Origin of the sequence: Stenotrophomonas sp. TWI700 (genome assembly GCF_039673645.1) — a bacterium.
GTDB lineage: Bacteria > Pseudomonadota > Gammaproteobacteria > Xanthomonadales > Xanthomonadaceae > Stenotrophomonas > Stenotrophomonas maltophilia_AA.
Window position 1 is genome coordinate 65,234 of sequence record NZ_JBDJMB010000008.1, and the last position, 13,375, is coordinate 78,608.

Here is a 13,375-nt window from a genome sequence, read left to right on the forward strand (position 1 = left end):
CGCCCTGACCGCGCTGGCGATGGCGCTGCTGCTGTGCAGCGGCAGTGCCGTGGCGAAGAAAGGGACCGAGAACGGTGCCGAGCCGAACACCCAGGTTCCTGTGGGCAACCGCCATTACGCAGCGACTGGCTTCCCGGATCGATTGGTCGCCTCGCCGGCGCAGGACGCCGCGCGCGGCTTCTCGGTCGCCTGGCGTACCGACACCTCGGTGAAAGCGCCCGTGCTGGAATGGGTCGTGGCCGGCGACTCGCCGGATGTCGGCACGCCGACCCGCATCACCGCGACCACCCAGGCGCTGACCACTGAACTCGGCGCGTCCCATCATCACCGTGCCGACGTGACCGGCCTGCAGCCGGACACCCTGTACCTGTGGCGCGTGCAGGGCCAGAACACCTGGAGTGCCTGGAACCAGCTGCGCACCGCCGGGCGTGCCGATCAGCCGCTCACGCTGCTGTATTTCGGTGACACCCAGAACAAGAACCTCAGCCACGTCTCCCGGGTCCTGCGGGCCGGCATCAAGGCGGCCCCGGACGCGCGCCTGAGCCTGTTCGCCGGTGACCTGGTCAGCGGCGGCGACGGGCAGGATGACAGCGAGTGGGGCGAGTGGTTCGCCGCCGCCGGCTGGCTGCCGCAGGAGACCGCGGTCGCCCCGGCGATCGGCAACCACGAGTATTTCGAGGAGTTCGAAGACACGCCGCAGGAGCGCCGCGTGCTGGGCCGCCACTGGCCGGTGACGTTCGCATTGCCGCGCAACGGCGTGGACGCCGCCGATACCAGTACCTACTGGTTCGATTACCAGGGCGTGCGCATCGCCGTGCTCGACGGTACCTCCGCGCTCGATCTGGGCACGGCCAAGGCGCAGGCCGCCTGGCTGGACAATGTGCTGGCGGAGAATCCGCACCCGTGGAGTATCGTGCTGCTGCACCAGCCGTTCTATTCCCCGCGCGAGGGCCGCGAGAACACCGAACTGCGCGATGTACTGCTGCCGGTGGTGCGCCGCCGCCAGGTCGATCTGGTCCTGCAGGGACACGACCACACCTACGGCCGCCGTGGCGAAGGGCAGGGCGCGACGCCGCAGTTCGTGGTCACCGTCGCCGGGCCGAAGCAGTACCGGCTCTCCGACGAGGCCCGGACCACCATGGCGCCGGTCGGCGAGGACACGCAGCTGTTCCAGGTGTTGAAGATCGATCCGACGCACCTGCGCTACGAGGCGCGCACCGTCACCGGCCGCCTGTACGACGGCTTCGAGTTGACACGCGCTGCCGATGGCCGCAAACAGAAGGCCGAACTGACGCAGGGACGCATCGCCCCCCGTGACTGCGCGCGCGCCCAGACCCTCAAGGGCCGCGCCGACCGTTGCTGGGAATGACCGACCGGCCGGGCCACTGCGGTGCGCCCGGCCTTCCGTGGAGATCGAGATGACGCATCGCCGTTCCATCGCGCGGGCCGTGTTGGCCACCTCGCTGCTGCTGCTCGCCGGTGCCGGCGTGGCCGGCAACGCCGTCCTGCACCCGTTCCTCGCCGCCCAGCCGAAGAGCGTGCCGGACGAAGTGCATCTGGCCGTGGAGATCCCGGCCGGCAGCTTCACCAAGTACGAGATCAAGGAAGACGGCCTGGTCCATGTGGACCGCTTCCAGTCGATGCCGGTGGCGTACCCGGCCAACTACGGCTCGATGCCGCGCACCCTGGCCGGCGACAACGATCCGCTGGACGCACTGGTGTTGACCCGTGAGCCGCTGCATCCCGGCGTGATCGTGCGGTTCCGTCCGATCGGCTACCTGAAGATGGTCGATGACGGCGAGCAGGATGAAAAGGTCATCGGCGTGCCGACCGACAAGATCGACCCCACCTACGCCAACATCCGCGATCTGGACGATCTGCCGCTGATCGAACGGCAGCGCATCGAAGCCTTCTTCCGCGTCTACAAGGACCTGCCGGCCGGCCGCAATCCGGTCCAGCTCAACGGCTGGGGCAATGCCGCCGAGGCCAAGGCGCTGATCCGAGCTTCGATGCAGCGCTTCGACGCGCAGCAGCGGCGGGCGAAAGGCGATTGATCGTTCGGGTTGTCGGACCAGGGGGTGATCCAACAGCTTCCGCGCGGCCGGTGACGTCCGCTATGCTCGGTATCGGTCGTCTGCGCATCGCCGATGACCGGCCTTTCAAGGGACGGGGCGGCGGCACATGGAAGAGGAGATCAAGCGCGGCGTACTGACCGTGATCCACTGGATCGTGGTCGTTTTCATCGTACAGATTATGGTGTTCGGCATTGGTCGCCTGACGTTGTTCGCCTTCAGCGGGGGCCGCTTCGGGAAGGACGATTGGACGGCCGCGCATCAGAACTGGAGCTATTTCACTGGCTTCGGGCTGATCGCCTTGGTGTGGACCCTGATCGCGCTCCATAACAACGGTCTGCTCTGGTAGCCATCGCAGGCGATCACGCCGGGCCGGCGCTCGCCTTCTGCAGCCGCCGCAGGAACACGGCCATTTCCTTCACCGCCTGCTTGTCGCCGTTGGTCTCGGCGACAGAACGGCCTTGGTGCCATGCCTGTGCCGCCGCGTCCGGATCGCCGACCGCCAGATGGGCTTTACCCAGCCATTTCCAGCCTGCCGAGTACTGTGGATCCTGTGCGACACAGCGCTGCAGATGGATGACCGCCTCCGCGGTGTCACCCGCGTCGAGCAGGGCCTTGCCCAGGCCGAAGCGGAGCAGGGCGCTGTCGCGACCCTGTTCGAGCAGACGTTGCAGTGCGGGGATATCCATTCGATGCGGACTCAGGCAGCGGTGACGCGGGCGTAGCGCCCGCGGTGGAAGGCAAGGGTGTCGCCGGGGGCGGTATCCAGCTGCACCACCTGGCCGATGACCAGCACATGATCACCGGCGGGCAGCGTTTGTTCGACCGTGCAGACGAGCTGTGCAACCGCATCGCGGACCAGGGGCACGCCACTGGCGTGCGCCATCATCGTGCCGGGCACCGGCACGCGCCGCCGTTTTCCATCGGCGAAATGCCGCGCCAAGGCGAGCTGCCGGGCGGCCAGGATACTGATCGAGAACGGCCTGCCGATGCGATACACGGCCACATCGGGCGAGCGGTTCGACAGGCTCCACATCACCAGCGGTGGGTCCAGCGACAACGAAGCAAAGGAGTTGATCGTCATCGCGAACAGAGCATCGTCGTCGCTGCGGGCGGCGACGATGGCGACCCCGGTCGGGTACTGGCCAAAGGCATGGCGCAGCGCGGCCGCCGAAAGCGGCGGGTCCAGCACTGCAGCCTCGGACGGCGTGGCGGAGGGCTGCGTGCCGAGGCCCAGTGCAGGACCCGTGTCCATCAACGGCCGCCGGCGGCCTGGTAACGGCGCGCGACTTCGGCCCAGTCGATCAGCTCGAAGAACGCGGCGATGTAGTCCGGGCGGCGGTTCTGGTAGTTCAGGTAGTAAGCGTGCTCCCACACATCCAGCCCCAGGATCGGCGTGCCACCGGAGAGACCCGCGAAGTCGCCCATCAACGGGTTGTCCTGGTTCGGGCTGCTCTCCACCAGAAGCTTGCCGTCGCGGCTCAACGTCAACCATGCCCAGCCACTGCCGAAGCGGGTCTGCGCGGCCTTGGTGAAGGCCTCCTTGAACGCGGCGTAGCCGCCGAGGTCACGCTCGATCGCCTGGGCCACGGCGCCTTCCGGCGTGCCGCCGCTGGCGGTCAGCACTGTCCAGAACAGGCTGTGGTTGGCATGCCCGCCGCCGTTGTTGCGGACGACGTTGCGCACACCCTCCGGCAGAGCCCCGATATCGGCGATCAGCGCGTCGATGTCGGTGCTCTCGATCCCGGCATCGGTGAGGGCGGCATTGAGATTGGTGACGTAGGCCTGGTGGTGCTTGGCATGATGGATTTCCATCGTGCGTGCATCGAAGTGCGGTTCGAGTGCGTCGTAGGCGTAGGGCAGGGCGGGGAGGGTGTAAGCCATGTGCATCTCCAGAGGGGAAGCAGGGGGGGAGGACGCCACGATAGAACCTCAAGCATGATTGAGGTCAAGCGCGGCGATGTGGAACAGTGCGGGCCACCCACGCGTGATCGCTGCCTGTCCTTCACCTGCACTGGCTATCATTGCCTCTCGAATCTTCCGGGGTAGTCTCGTGTCGGTAGCGTTGGTGTGGTTTCGCCGTGACCTGCGGTTGCAGGACAACCCGGCCCTGCAGGCCGCCCTGGATGCCGGCCATGTGCCGGTGCCGGTCTACATCCATGCGCCACACGAAGAAGGCGATTGGGCGCCCGGTGGCGCGTCCAACGCGTGGCTGCATCGCTCGCTGGCAGCGCTGGACGCTGACCTCCGTGCGCGCGGTTCTTCGCTGGTACTGCGCGAGGGCGACAGTCAGTCGCAGCTCCAGGCGCTGATCGAGCAGACCGGTGCGGTGGCGGTCTACTGGAACCGCAAGTACGAACCGGCCACCCAGCCGCGCGATGCGAAGATCAAGCGGGCGTTGCGCGAGCAGGGCATCGAGGCCGACAGCCACAACGGCAGCCTGATGTTCGAGCCGTGGGACGTGGCAACCCAGCAGGGCGGGCCGTACAAAGTGTTCACCCCGTTCTGGCGGAATGCGCTGACCCGCCTGCAGCTGCCGGCGCCGGCCCACGCGCCGGAGGGCATGCCCGCGCACCGCGTGAGCGGCGAGAGCCTCGACGCGCTCAACCTTGCGCCCTCCATTCCGTGGGACCGGGAGTTCTGGACGCACTGGCAGCCCGGCGAAGCGGGCGCCCACGAGGCACTGACGGTCTTCATCGACGGTGCCCTCAACGGCTATCGCGAGCAACGTGATCTGCCGGACCGGGTCGGCACCTCGCTGCTGTCGCCGCACCTGCATTTCGGCGAGATCGCCCCGTGGCAGATCGTCCGCCGCCTGCAGGGCGAGCGCAGTGCCAGCCGGGATGCCGACATCGACGGCTACATCCGAGAGCTGGGCTGGCGCGAGTTTTCGTATCACCTGCTGCATCACTTCCCGCAGACGCCGGATCACAACCTCAACCCGCGCTTCGATCAGTTCGAGTGGGCCAAGCCGGACCCGGCGGCATTGCAGGCATGGCAGCAGGGCCGCACCGGCATTCCGATCGTGGATGCGGGCCTGCGTGAGCTGTGGGCCACCGGTTACATGCACAACCGCGTGCGCATGATCGTCGCCAGCTACCTGTGCAAGCACATGCGCCAGCACTGGCGCGAAGGCGCGCGCTGGTTCTGGGACACGCTGGTCGATGCGGACCTGGCCAACAACACGATGGGTTGGCAGTGGGTTGCCGGCACCGGGGCGGACGCCGCGCCGTACTTCCGGATTTTCAATCCGGTGACGCAGTCGCAGAAGTTCGACCCGCAGGCGCGGTACATCTCGCGTTGGGTGCCGGAACTGGCGGCATTGCCGGTCAAGGCGCGCTTTGCTCCGTGGCAGTCACCGCAGCTGCTGGCCGAGTGCGCGCCAGGCTATCCGGCCTTGCCGCTGGTGGATCTTTCCGAGGGCCGGGATGCCGCCTTGGCCGCGTATCGCCACACCGGCGGAGCGTGACCCGCAGCCCGGATCGAACCCCGCGGCCGTAAACGATTACCTGAACAGGGAGCTGCCGAGCGTGCCATTCATCATGCCGGCATCGCGTTGGGCTGTTTATGCTCTTCACGGCCCGCACGCCGGCGCCGTCCGGTAACCAAGGAGAAACCTCATGATTCGACCCGCAACCCGCAACGTGGCCCTGGCCCTGATGACTGCTGCCGCCCTGACGGCCTGCGCCACCGGTGGTTCCTACGTGCAGAGTGACCAGTACGGCAATCCCGTCGAGCAGCAGAACCGCACCGGCCGCAACGCGCTGATCGGTACCGCTGTCGGCGTCGCCGCGGGCCTGCTCAGCGGCAACAGCGCCACCGAACGCCGCCAGCACGCCATGATCGGTGCCGGTATCGGCGCATTGAGCGGCGCGGCCGTCGGCCAGTACCAGGACCGCCAGGAACGCGCCCTGCGCGAGCGCACCGCCAACACCGGTATCGACGTCTCCCGCAATGGCGACAACCTCGTGCTGAACCTGCCGGACGGCATCACCTTCGACTTCGGCAAGTCCACGCTGAAGCCGCAGTTCTACGGGTCGCTCAACGGCGTGGCGAGCACGCTGGCCGAGTACAACCAGACCATGATCGAAGTGGTCGGCCACACCGACAGCATCGGCAGTGATGCGGTGAACAACCGCCTGTCCAAGGAACGCGCCGACTCGGTCGCCGCTTACCTGGCCGGTCAGGGCGTCCAGCGCGCCCGCATCGAAACCCTCGGTGCCGGCAAGGCTTACCCGATCGCCGACAACAACACCGATGCCGGCCGCGCGCAGAACCGCCGCGTCGAGATCCGTGTGATTCCGTTGCAGCAATAACAGCGCGCCAGCGCGCTGTTATTGCGTGTTGCGACCCGCAGGTTCGCAACACAAAAGTGCCGCCCTTACAGGCGGCATTTTTTGTAGGTACCGGCCGTTGGCCGGTACGCCCGGAACAACTCCGTCCGCTCGCACACCCGCACACCCGCACCGCCCAAACCACAACGCCGCCCAAGGGCGGCGTTGTGGTTCATACGGCGCTGCGCTGATGAAGCAGCATCACCCCGCGGTCACCGTCTCCAGAATCCGCTTCCCGGCCGCCTGCATCTCCGTTTCCACCTGGGTCTGCTGCTGCTTGGCCAGCTTCGCCGCCGGGCACTGGGCGAGCATGTAGTTGGCGTCGAAGTTCATCTTCTCGACCAGGAAATCCACGAACGCGCGCACCTTCGGCGAAACCAGCCGGCCGCCGGCGAACACCGCGTTGAAGTCCACTTCCGGGCCGGTCCAGCCGGCCAGCACGCGCCGCACCATGCCCGATTCGACGAAGGGCTTGGCCATCACGTCACCGGTCAGCAGCAGGCCTTCGCCGCACACCAGTGCGCCGTTCAACGCGGAGGGATCATTGGCGACCAGCAGCGGATTGACCGGGAAATCGAGCAGCTCGCCGCCGTTCTCGCCCAGCTGCCAGAAGAAACGGTTGTTGTTGAGGTTGCGCGCCTTGCGCATCGCCAGGATGCGGTGGAACTGCAGCTCATCCGGATGCAGCGGCTCGCCGTAGCGCTCGATGTAGGCCGGGCTGGCGAACACCTGCGTGCGCAGGCTGCCGAGTTTGCGCGCCACCAGGTTGGAGTCGGGCAGGGTGCCCACGCGCAGCGCCAGATCCGCTTCACCGGCGATCAGGTCGAGCTTCTCGTTGCCCAGGTGCATGTCCAGCTGGATTTCCGGGTATTGCGCGTGGAACTGGCCGAGCAGCGGCGCGATCCAGGTGATGCCGATCGAATACGGCACGGTGAAGCGCAGCCAGCCGCGCGGGCCGGACTGCAGCTGGTTGACCGCACCTTCGGCTTCTTCCAGTTCGCGTGCGATGCGCTGGCAGTGCTCGTGATAGACCGAGCCGGCCTCGGTGAGGCCGAGGCGGCGGGTGGTCCGGTGCAGCAGGCGTGCGCCGAGACGCGTTTCCAGTTCCTGCACTTTGCGGCTCACCGTCGTCTTGGGGAGCCCCAGTGCAGTGGCGGCGGCGATGAAACTGCCTTGCTCGACCACTTTGACGAAGATCAGCGTGTCGTTGAGATCGTGGGCCATGACGGGATCCAAAGTCGGGGGAGGGGAAGAGTGCCGCACATGATTGTGCCGGGCACGGGATGATTATTCCCCTAAATCCGGACTAATCAAGGGGGAGTTTGAGGACTAATCTGGCGCCATTCCAGATATGAAGGACGACAACCATGTGGTTGCGGAACATTCTTGGCCGCCTGCGTAGCGGCCCCAACGCCCCGCTGGACCTCGCGATGACCGTGGAACCCCGTCTGGGTTCCTTGTCCCGCAAGGCTTTCCGGGAATTCACCCCGCCTGCCAACATGCAGCGCGGTGGCAGCCTTCGCCTGGGTGCCCGTGGCAACGACCGACTGGGTCGAATTGGGATTATCCCGGCGACGGGAGTGAAAGTCCCATGAATGGGACATTGGCCCCCGAGGTGCTGGTGCTCGGTGGCACCGGCAGCGTGGGCCAGGGCATCGTGGCCGCTTTGCTGGAGGCCGGCAGCCCGGTCCTGGTGGTCGGCCGCGATCCCACGCGGCTGGCCGCGCTGCAGGAGCAGTTCGCCGATGAGCCGGGGCTGGAAGTCCTGCTGGGCTCGTTGGGCGATGACGGCTCTGCGCGCACCGTGGCCGAGCGGATCGGCGGGCGTCGCCGCGCGCTGGCGGCCGTGGTCGATGCAATGGGCGGCCCGTACAACCGCGGTCGGGTGACCGATCGCAGTGGCGATGCACTGTTGCAGGCGCTGCAGGCCGACGTGATGCCGCACGTGCATGCGGGGCGGCATCTGCTGCCGCTGCTGCGCGGTGGCGGGCAGGCACGGCGCTACGTACTGGTCGGCGGCCCCGCCGGTTTCAAGCCGTGGGCCGGGCATGGGGAATCCTCCATCACCATGTCCGCCACGCGCATGTACGCGCAGGTGCTGCACCAGGAGGCCCAGGCCCTCGGTGTGCGCGCGCAGATGCTGGAAGTGTGCGATCCGGTGTGTACCCCGGCCAATGCGGCCAAGGCCTGCATCGAATGGCCGAGCGCGCTGCTGGTCGGCCGTCGCGTGGTCTCGCTGCTGGACAACTGCACCGACAACCGCGCGATCGTGCGCTGCGACGCGCGCGATGCCGAGCTGCCGCGCGGGCTGCTGCATCTGGACCGCCCCCCTCCGATGTCGCGCAATACGGCCGGCACGGCTTGACCTCTACCAAGGTTCAGGTCCCAGGCTACGCCCCCCACGTCGCCCCACGTTTTCGATTCTGTATCACCACCCCTACGTACGGATGCATGACATGACTTCCAACTCCTCCCCGCATCGTTTCACCCGACGGCTGGCCATGGCCGGCGTTTCCATCCTCGCCGCCGCAGTGCTGACCGCGTGCAGTGGCAGCCACGCTGAAGAAGCCGGCATGCCGCCGCCGCCGTCGGTCAGTGCCGCCCCGGTGCTGGTCAAGCAGGTCAGCCAGTGGGACGACTTCAGTGGCCGCGTCGAAGCGGTCGAAAGCGTTGAGCTGCGCCCGCGCGTCTCCGGCTACATCGACAAGGTCAACTATGTCGAAGGCCAGGAGGTCAAGAAGGGCGACGTGTTGTTCACCATCGACGCACGCAGCTACCGCGCCGAGCTGGACCGCGCCACCGCCGAGCTCAACCGCGCGCGCACCCAGGCCCAGGTGAGCCGCAGCGAAGCCGACCGTGCCCGCCGCCTGTCCGACCAGCAGGCGATCTCCACCGAGACCTGGGAACAGCGCCGCGCGGTGTCCGAACAGGCACTGGCGCAGGTCCAGGCCGCACAGGCAGCGGTGGATGCGGCGCGGTTGAACATGGAGTTCACCCAGGTGCGCGCCCCGATCAACGGCCGTGCCGGCCGCGCGATGGTGACCGCCGGCAACCTGGTGACCGCCGGCGACAGTGCCAGCGTGCTGACCACGCTGGTCTCGCTGGACAAGGTGCATGTGTACTTCGATGCCGATGAAGGGACCTTCCTGCGCTACGCCCAGATGGCCCGCAAAGGTGAACGCCCGAGCGAGCGCGACAGCGAACTGCCGGTGAAGGTCGGCCTGTCCGGCGAGACCGGCTACCCGCATGAAGGCAAGGTCGACTTCCTGGACAACCAGGTCACCCGCAGCACTGGCACCATCCGGGTCCGCGCGCTGCTGGACAACGCCGACCGCGCCTTCACCCCGGGCCTGTTCGCGCGCGTGCAACTGCTCGGCAGCGGCCAGTTCCAGGCCATGCTGATCGATGACAAGGCCGTGCTGACCGACCAGGACCGCAAGTTCGTCTACGTGGTCGACAAGGACAACAAGGCACAGCGCCGCGATATCGAACTTGGCCGCACCGCCGACGGCCTGCGCATCGTCGAGCAGGGCCTGAAGGCCGGTGACCGCGTGATCATCGACGGCGTGCAGAAAGTCTTCATGCCGGGCATGCCGGTCCAGGCCAAGGCCGTCGCGATGCAGCCGGCCGGCGGCACCGTTGCACCGAAAGCCACCGCCGCTCTGAACTGATCTTCCCTCGCTGATGCCCCGTGCGGGGCTGCCCGTCTCCGCTGTCGTCCGCGACAGCGGCAGGGGTCCTGCACGCCGGTGTCGGCGAACACCCAGGAATCCACCCATGGACTTTTCCCGTTTTTTCATTGACAGGCCGATCTTCGCGGCGGTGCTGTCGATCGTGATCTTCGCCGCAGGCCTGATCGCGATCCCCATGCTGCCGATCAGCGAGTACCCCGAAGTGGTGCCGCCATCGGTGGTGGTGCGCACGGTGTACCCGGGCGCCAACCCCAAGGTGATCGCTGAAACCGTGGCCACGCCACTGGAAGAAGCGATCAACGGCGTCGAGGACATGATGTACATCAAGTCCGTCGCCGGCTCCGACGGCGTACTGCAGATGACCGTGACCTTCCGCCCGGGTACCGACCCGGACGAGGCGGCGGTCAAGGTGCAGAACCGCGTCGCCCAGGCGCAGGCGCGTTTGCCTGAAGACGTGCGCCGCCAGGGTGTCTCCACCCAGAAGCAGTCGCCGACCTTCCTGATGGTGGTCCACCTGACCTCGCCGGACGGCAAGTACGACTCGCTGTACCTGCGCAACTACGCCCGCCTGCACGTCAAGGATGCCCTGGCACGCCTGCAGGGCGTCGGTGATGCGCAGATGTTCGGCGGCGGCGACTACGCCATGCGTGCGTGGCTGGACCCGGACAAGATCGCCGCGCGCGGCCTGACCGCCAGCGACGTGGTGCGTGCGATGCGCGAGCAGAACGTGCAGGTCTCGGCCGGCCAGCTCGGCGCCGAACCGATGCCGAGCAGCGACTTCCTGACCCTGATCAACGCCCAGGGTCGCCTGCGCAGCGAGCAGGAATTCCGCGACATCGTGCTCAAGGCCGGTGACGACGGTGAAGTGGTGCGCCTGTCCGATGTCGCCCGCCTGGAACTGGGCGCCGGTGACTACACGCTGCGCTCGCAGCTGGACGGCAAGAACGCGGTCGGTATCGGTATCTTCCAGGCCCCGGGCGCCAACGCGCTGGAAATCCGCGACTCGGTCATCCACACCATGGATGAGCTGACCAAGCAGTTCCCGGCCGGCGTGAAGTACGAAGCGGTGTACGACACCACCATCTTCGTGCGCGACTCGGTCAAGGCCGTGGTCTCAACGCTGCTGGAGGCGATCGCGCTGGTGGTGCTGGTGGTGATCCTGTTCCTGCAGACCTGGCGCGCCTCGATCATTCCATTGATCGCCGTGCCGGTGTCCATCGTGGGTACGTTTGCGGCGCTGTACGTGCTGGGCTTCTCGATCAACACCTTGACCCTGTTCGGGCTGGTGCTGGCGATCGGCATCGTGGTCGATGACGCGATCGTGGTGGTGGAGAACGTCGAGCGCAACATCGAAGAAGGCCTGACCCCGCTGGCCGCGGCCCACCAGGCGATGCGTGAAGTCTCCGGCCCGATCGTGGCGATCGCGCTGGTGCTGTGTGCCGTGTTCGTGCCGATGGCGTTCCTGTCGGGCGTGACCGGTGCGTTCTACAAGCAGTTCGCCGTCACCATCGCCATCTCGACCGTGATCTCGGCGATCAACTCGCTGACCCTGTCGCCGGCCCTGGCCGCGCGCCTGCTCAAGCCGCACGGTGCACCGAAGGATGGCCTGACCCGTCTGATCGACCGTCTGTTCGGCTGGATCTTCCGTCCGTTCAACCGCTTCTTCAAGACCAGCTCGGAGAAGTACCACGGTTCGGTCGGCCGCCTGCTGGGCCGTCGTGGCCTGGTGTTCGTGGTTTACGCCGGCCTGCTGCTGGCCACCGGCCTGATGTTCAAGGCGGTGCCGGCCGGCTTCATCCCGACCCAGGACAAGCTGTACCTGATCGCCGGTGTGAAGCTGCCGGAAGGTTCCTCGATCGCACGTACCGACGCCATGCTGGCCAAGGTCGCCGAGATCGCGCGCAATACCGATGGCGTGGCGCACACGATCCAGTTCCCGGGTCTGAACGCGCTGCAGTTCACCAACACGCCCAATACCGGTGTGGCCTTCGTTCCGCTCAAGCCGTTCAGTGAGCGCAAGGGCCGTACCGCCGCGCAGATCAATGCCGAGATCAACGCCAAGATCGCCGGGCTGCAGGAGGGCTTCGCGTTCTCCATGATGCCGCCGCCGATCCTCGGCCTGGGCAACGGCAACGGCTACCAGATGTTCATCCAGGACCGTGGCAATCTCGGCTACGGCGCACTGCAGACTGCCGTGAGCACGATGCAGGGTGCGGTCGCGCAGACCCCGGGCATGGCGTTCCCGATCACCAGTTACCAGGCCAACGTGCCGCAGCTGGATGCCGAAGTGGACCGCGTCAAGGCCAAGGCCCAGGGCGTGGAGCTGACCGAGTTGTTCGACACGCTGCAGACCTACCTGGGTTCGGCGTACGTGAACGATTTCAACCAGTTCGGTCGTACCTGGCAGGTGATCGCGCAGGCCGACGGCCAGTTCCGCGACAGCGTGGAAGACATCGGTCGCCTGCGCACCCGCAACAACCGTGGCGAGATGGTGCCGATCGGCTCGATGGTCACCGTGAAGGAGACCTACGGTCCGGATCCGGTGCTGCGCTTCAACGGTTACCCGGCGGCCGATCTGGCCGGCGAAGCCGACCCGCGCATGCTGTCCTCGGCCGAGGCCATGGCCAAGCTGACCGAGATCGCCGGGCAGGTCCTGCCGGTGGGCATGCAGACCGAGTGGACCGACCTGAGCTACCAGCAGGCCACCCAGGGCAAGGCCGCCTTCATCGTGTTCCCGGTGGCGATCCTGCTGGCGTTCCTGGTGCTGGCCGCGCTGTATGAAAGCTGGTCGCTGCCGCTGGCGGTGATCCTGATTGTCCCCATGACCCTGCTGTCCGCGTTGTTCGGCGTATGGATGACCGGTGGCGACAACAACGTGTTCGTGCAGGTCGGCCTGGTGGTGCTGATGGGCTTGGCATGCAAGAACGCGATCCTGATCGTCGAGTTCGCCCGCGAACTGGAAATGGGCGGCAAGGGCATCGTCGAGGCTGCACTGGAAGCGTGCCGCCTGCGTCTGCGCCCGATCGTGATGACCTCCATCGCGTTCATTGCCGGCACCATCCCGCTGGTGATCTCGCATGGCGCCGGTGCGGAAGTCCGCTCGGTGACCGGTATCACGGTGTTCGCCGGCATGCTCGGCGTCACCCTGTTCGGTCTGTTCCTGACCCCGGTGTTCTACGTGGCCCTGCGCAAGTTCGTCAGCCGTAACGGCGGCGGACAGCTGGTGACCCACGGCGAACCGACCATCCACCATTGATTCCTTCCCCCGCGAGGTTGT

General features: G+C 66.9%; 12 protein-coding genes. 8 read left to right on the top strand and 4 right to left on the bottom strand.

Going from position 1 to position 13,375, the window contains the following annotated elements:
- The first annotated feature begins 19 nt into the window (after positions 1 to 19).
- From ABE473_RS08425 to ABE473_RS08435, 3 genes are all read left to right on the top strand, one after another.
- A complete protein-coding gene (locus ABE473_RS08425) occupies positions 20 to 1,369 on the top strand; it encodes a metallophosphoesterase family protein (protein WP_346489204.1) in 1,350 nt (449 codons plus the stop codon).
- A gap of 49 nt (positions 1,370 to 1,418) precedes the next feature.
- A complete protein-coding gene (locus ABE473_RS08430; protein ID WP_346489138.1) occupies positions 1,419 to 2,054 on the top strand; it encodes an inorganic diphosphatase in 636 nt (211 codons plus the stop codon).
- Between the two features lie 127 nt (positions 2,055 to 2,181).
- Positions 2,182 to 2,421 (top strand): hypothetical protein, encoded by a 240-nt coding sequence (locus ABE473_RS08435; protein WP_346489139.1) that lies wholly within the window; start codon positions 2,182 to 2,184, stop codon positions 2,419 to 2,421.
- A 13-nt stretch (positions 2,422 to 2,434) separates the two neighbouring features.
- On the opposite strand, the gene ABE473_RS08440 is transcribed toward ABE473_RS08435, so the two are convergent.
- Genes ABE473_RS08440 through ABE473_RS08450 form a run of 3 tightly spaced genes read right to left on the bottom strand, consistent with a single transcriptional unit; the run spans position 2,435 to position 3,956 of the window.
- Positions 2,435 to 2,761 (bottom strand): tetratricopeptide repeat protein, encoded by a 327-nt coding sequence (locus tag ABE473_RS08440; RefSeq protein ID WP_346489140.1) that lies wholly within the window; start codon positions 2,759 to 2,761, stop codon positions 2,435 to 2,437.
- Positions 2,762 to 2,772: 11 nt separating this feature from the next.
- Complete coding sequence (locus tag ABE473_RS08445) at positions 2,773 to 3,327, bottom strand: flavin reductase family protein (RefSeq protein ID WP_346489141.1); 555 nt, start codon at positions 3,325 to 3,327, stop codon at positions 2,773 to 2,775.
- On the bottom strand, positions 3,327 to 3,956 hold the full coding sequence (locus ABE473_RS08450) for a superoxide dismutase (RefSeq protein ID WP_346489142.1): 630 nt from the start codon (positions 3,954 to 3,956) through the stop codon (positions 3,327 to 3,329). Before ABE473_RS08450 ends, ABE473_RS08445 begins: the two co-directional genes overlap by 1 nt.
- Positions 3,957 to 4,125: 169 nt before the next feature.
- On the opposite strand from ABE473_RS08450, the gene ABE473_RS08455 reads away from it, so the two are divergent.
- Positions 4,126 to 5,541 carry a deoxyribodipyrimidine photo-lyase gene (locus tag ABE473_RS08455; protein ID WP_346489143.1) on the top strand — a complete coding sequence of 472 codons (1,416 nt, stop codon included), beginning with the start codon at positions 4,126 to 4,128 and terminating at the stop codon, positions 5,539 to 5,541.
- Positions 5,542 to 5,692: 151 nt separating this feature from the next.
- Positions 5,693 to 6,388 (top strand): OmpA family protein, encoded by a 696-nt coding sequence (locus ABE473_RS08460; RefSeq protein WP_176989714.1) that lies wholly within the window; start codon positions 5,693 to 5,695, stop codon positions 6,386 to 6,388.
- 219 nt (positions 6,389 to 6,607) lie between these two features.
- On the opposite strand, the gene ABE473_RS08465 is transcribed toward ABE473_RS08460, so the two are convergent.
- Positions 6,608 to 7,630, bottom strand: a complete 1,023-nt coding sequence (locus ABE473_RS08465; protein ID WP_346477925.1) for a LysR family transcriptional regulator — start codon at positions 7,628 to 7,630, stop codon at positions 6,608 to 6,610.
- A 367-nt stretch (positions 7,631 to 7,997) separates the two neighbouring features.
- On the opposite strand from ABE473_RS08465, the gene ABE473_RS08470 reads away from it, so the two are divergent.
- The 3 genes from ABE473_RS08470 to ABE473_RS08480 all read left to right on the top strand — a co-directional run bounded on the left by ABE473_RS08470 (position 7,998) and on the right by ABE473_RS08480 (position 13,354).
- On the top strand, positions 7,998 to 8,771 hold the full coding sequence (locus ABE473_RS08470) for an SDR family oxidoreductase (RefSeq protein ID WP_346489144.1): 774 nt from the start codon (positions 7,998 to 8,000) through the stop codon (positions 8,769 to 8,771).
- Between the two features lie 91 nt (positions 8,772 to 8,862).
- Positions 8,863 to 10,077, top strand: a complete 1,215-nt coding sequence (locus ABE473_RS08475) for an efflux RND transporter periplasmic adaptor subunit (protein ID WP_176989718.1) — start codon at positions 8,863 to 8,865, stop codon at positions 10,075 to 10,077.
- 106 nt (positions 10,078 to 10,183) lie between these two features.
- A complete protein-coding gene (locus ABE473_RS08480) occupies positions 10,184 to 13,354 on the top strand; it encodes a multidrug efflux RND transporter permease subunit (protein ID WP_176989719.1) in 3,171 nt (1,056 codons plus the stop codon).
- Positions 13,355 to 13,375 lie beyond the last annotated feature (21 nt).

Coding starts and splice junctions, on each gene's coding strand:
- ABE473_RS08425 (WP_346489204.1), top strand. CDS start 20: ATGGCGCTGCTGCTGTGCAGCGGCAGTGCCGTGGCGAAGAAAGGGACC.
- ABE473_RS08430 (WP_346489138.1), top strand. CDS start 1,419: ATGACGCATCGCCGTTCCATCGCGCGGGCCGTGTTGGCCACCTCGCTG.
- ABE473_RS08435 (WP_346489139.1), top strand. CDS start 2,182: ATGGAAGAGGAGATCAAGCGCGGCGTACTGACCGTGATCCACTGGATC.
- ABE473_RS08440 (WP_346489140.1), bottom strand. CDS start 2,761: ATGGATATCCCCGCACTGCAACGTCTGCTCGAACAGGGTCGCGACAGC.
- ABE473_RS08445 (WP_346489141.1), bottom strand. CDS start 3,327: ATGGACACGGGTCCTGCACTGGGCCTCGGCACGCAGCCCTCCGCCACG.
- ABE473_RS08450 (WP_346489142.1), bottom strand. CDS start 3,956: ATGGCTTACACCCTCCCCGCCCTGCCCTACGCCTACGACGCACTCGAA.
- ABE473_RS08460 (WP_176989714.1), top strand. CDS start 5,693: ATGATTCGACCCGCAACCCGCAACGTGGCCCTGGCCCTGATGACTGCT.
- ABE473_RS08465 (WP_346477925.1), bottom strand. CDS start 7,630: ATGGCCCACGATCTCAACGACACGCTGATCTTCGTCAAAGTGGTCGAG.
- ABE473_RS08470 (WP_346489144.1), top strand. CDS start 7,998: ATGAATGGGACATTGGCCCCCGAGGTGCTGGTGCTCGGTGGCACCGGC.
- ABE473_RS08475 (WP_176989718.1), top strand. CDS start 8,863: ATGACTTCCAACTCCTCCCCGCATCGTTTCACCCGACGGCTGGCCATG.
- ABE473_RS08480 (WP_176989719.1), top strand. CDS start 10,184: ATGGACTTTTCCCGTTTTTTCATTGACAGGCCGATCTTCGCGGCGGTG.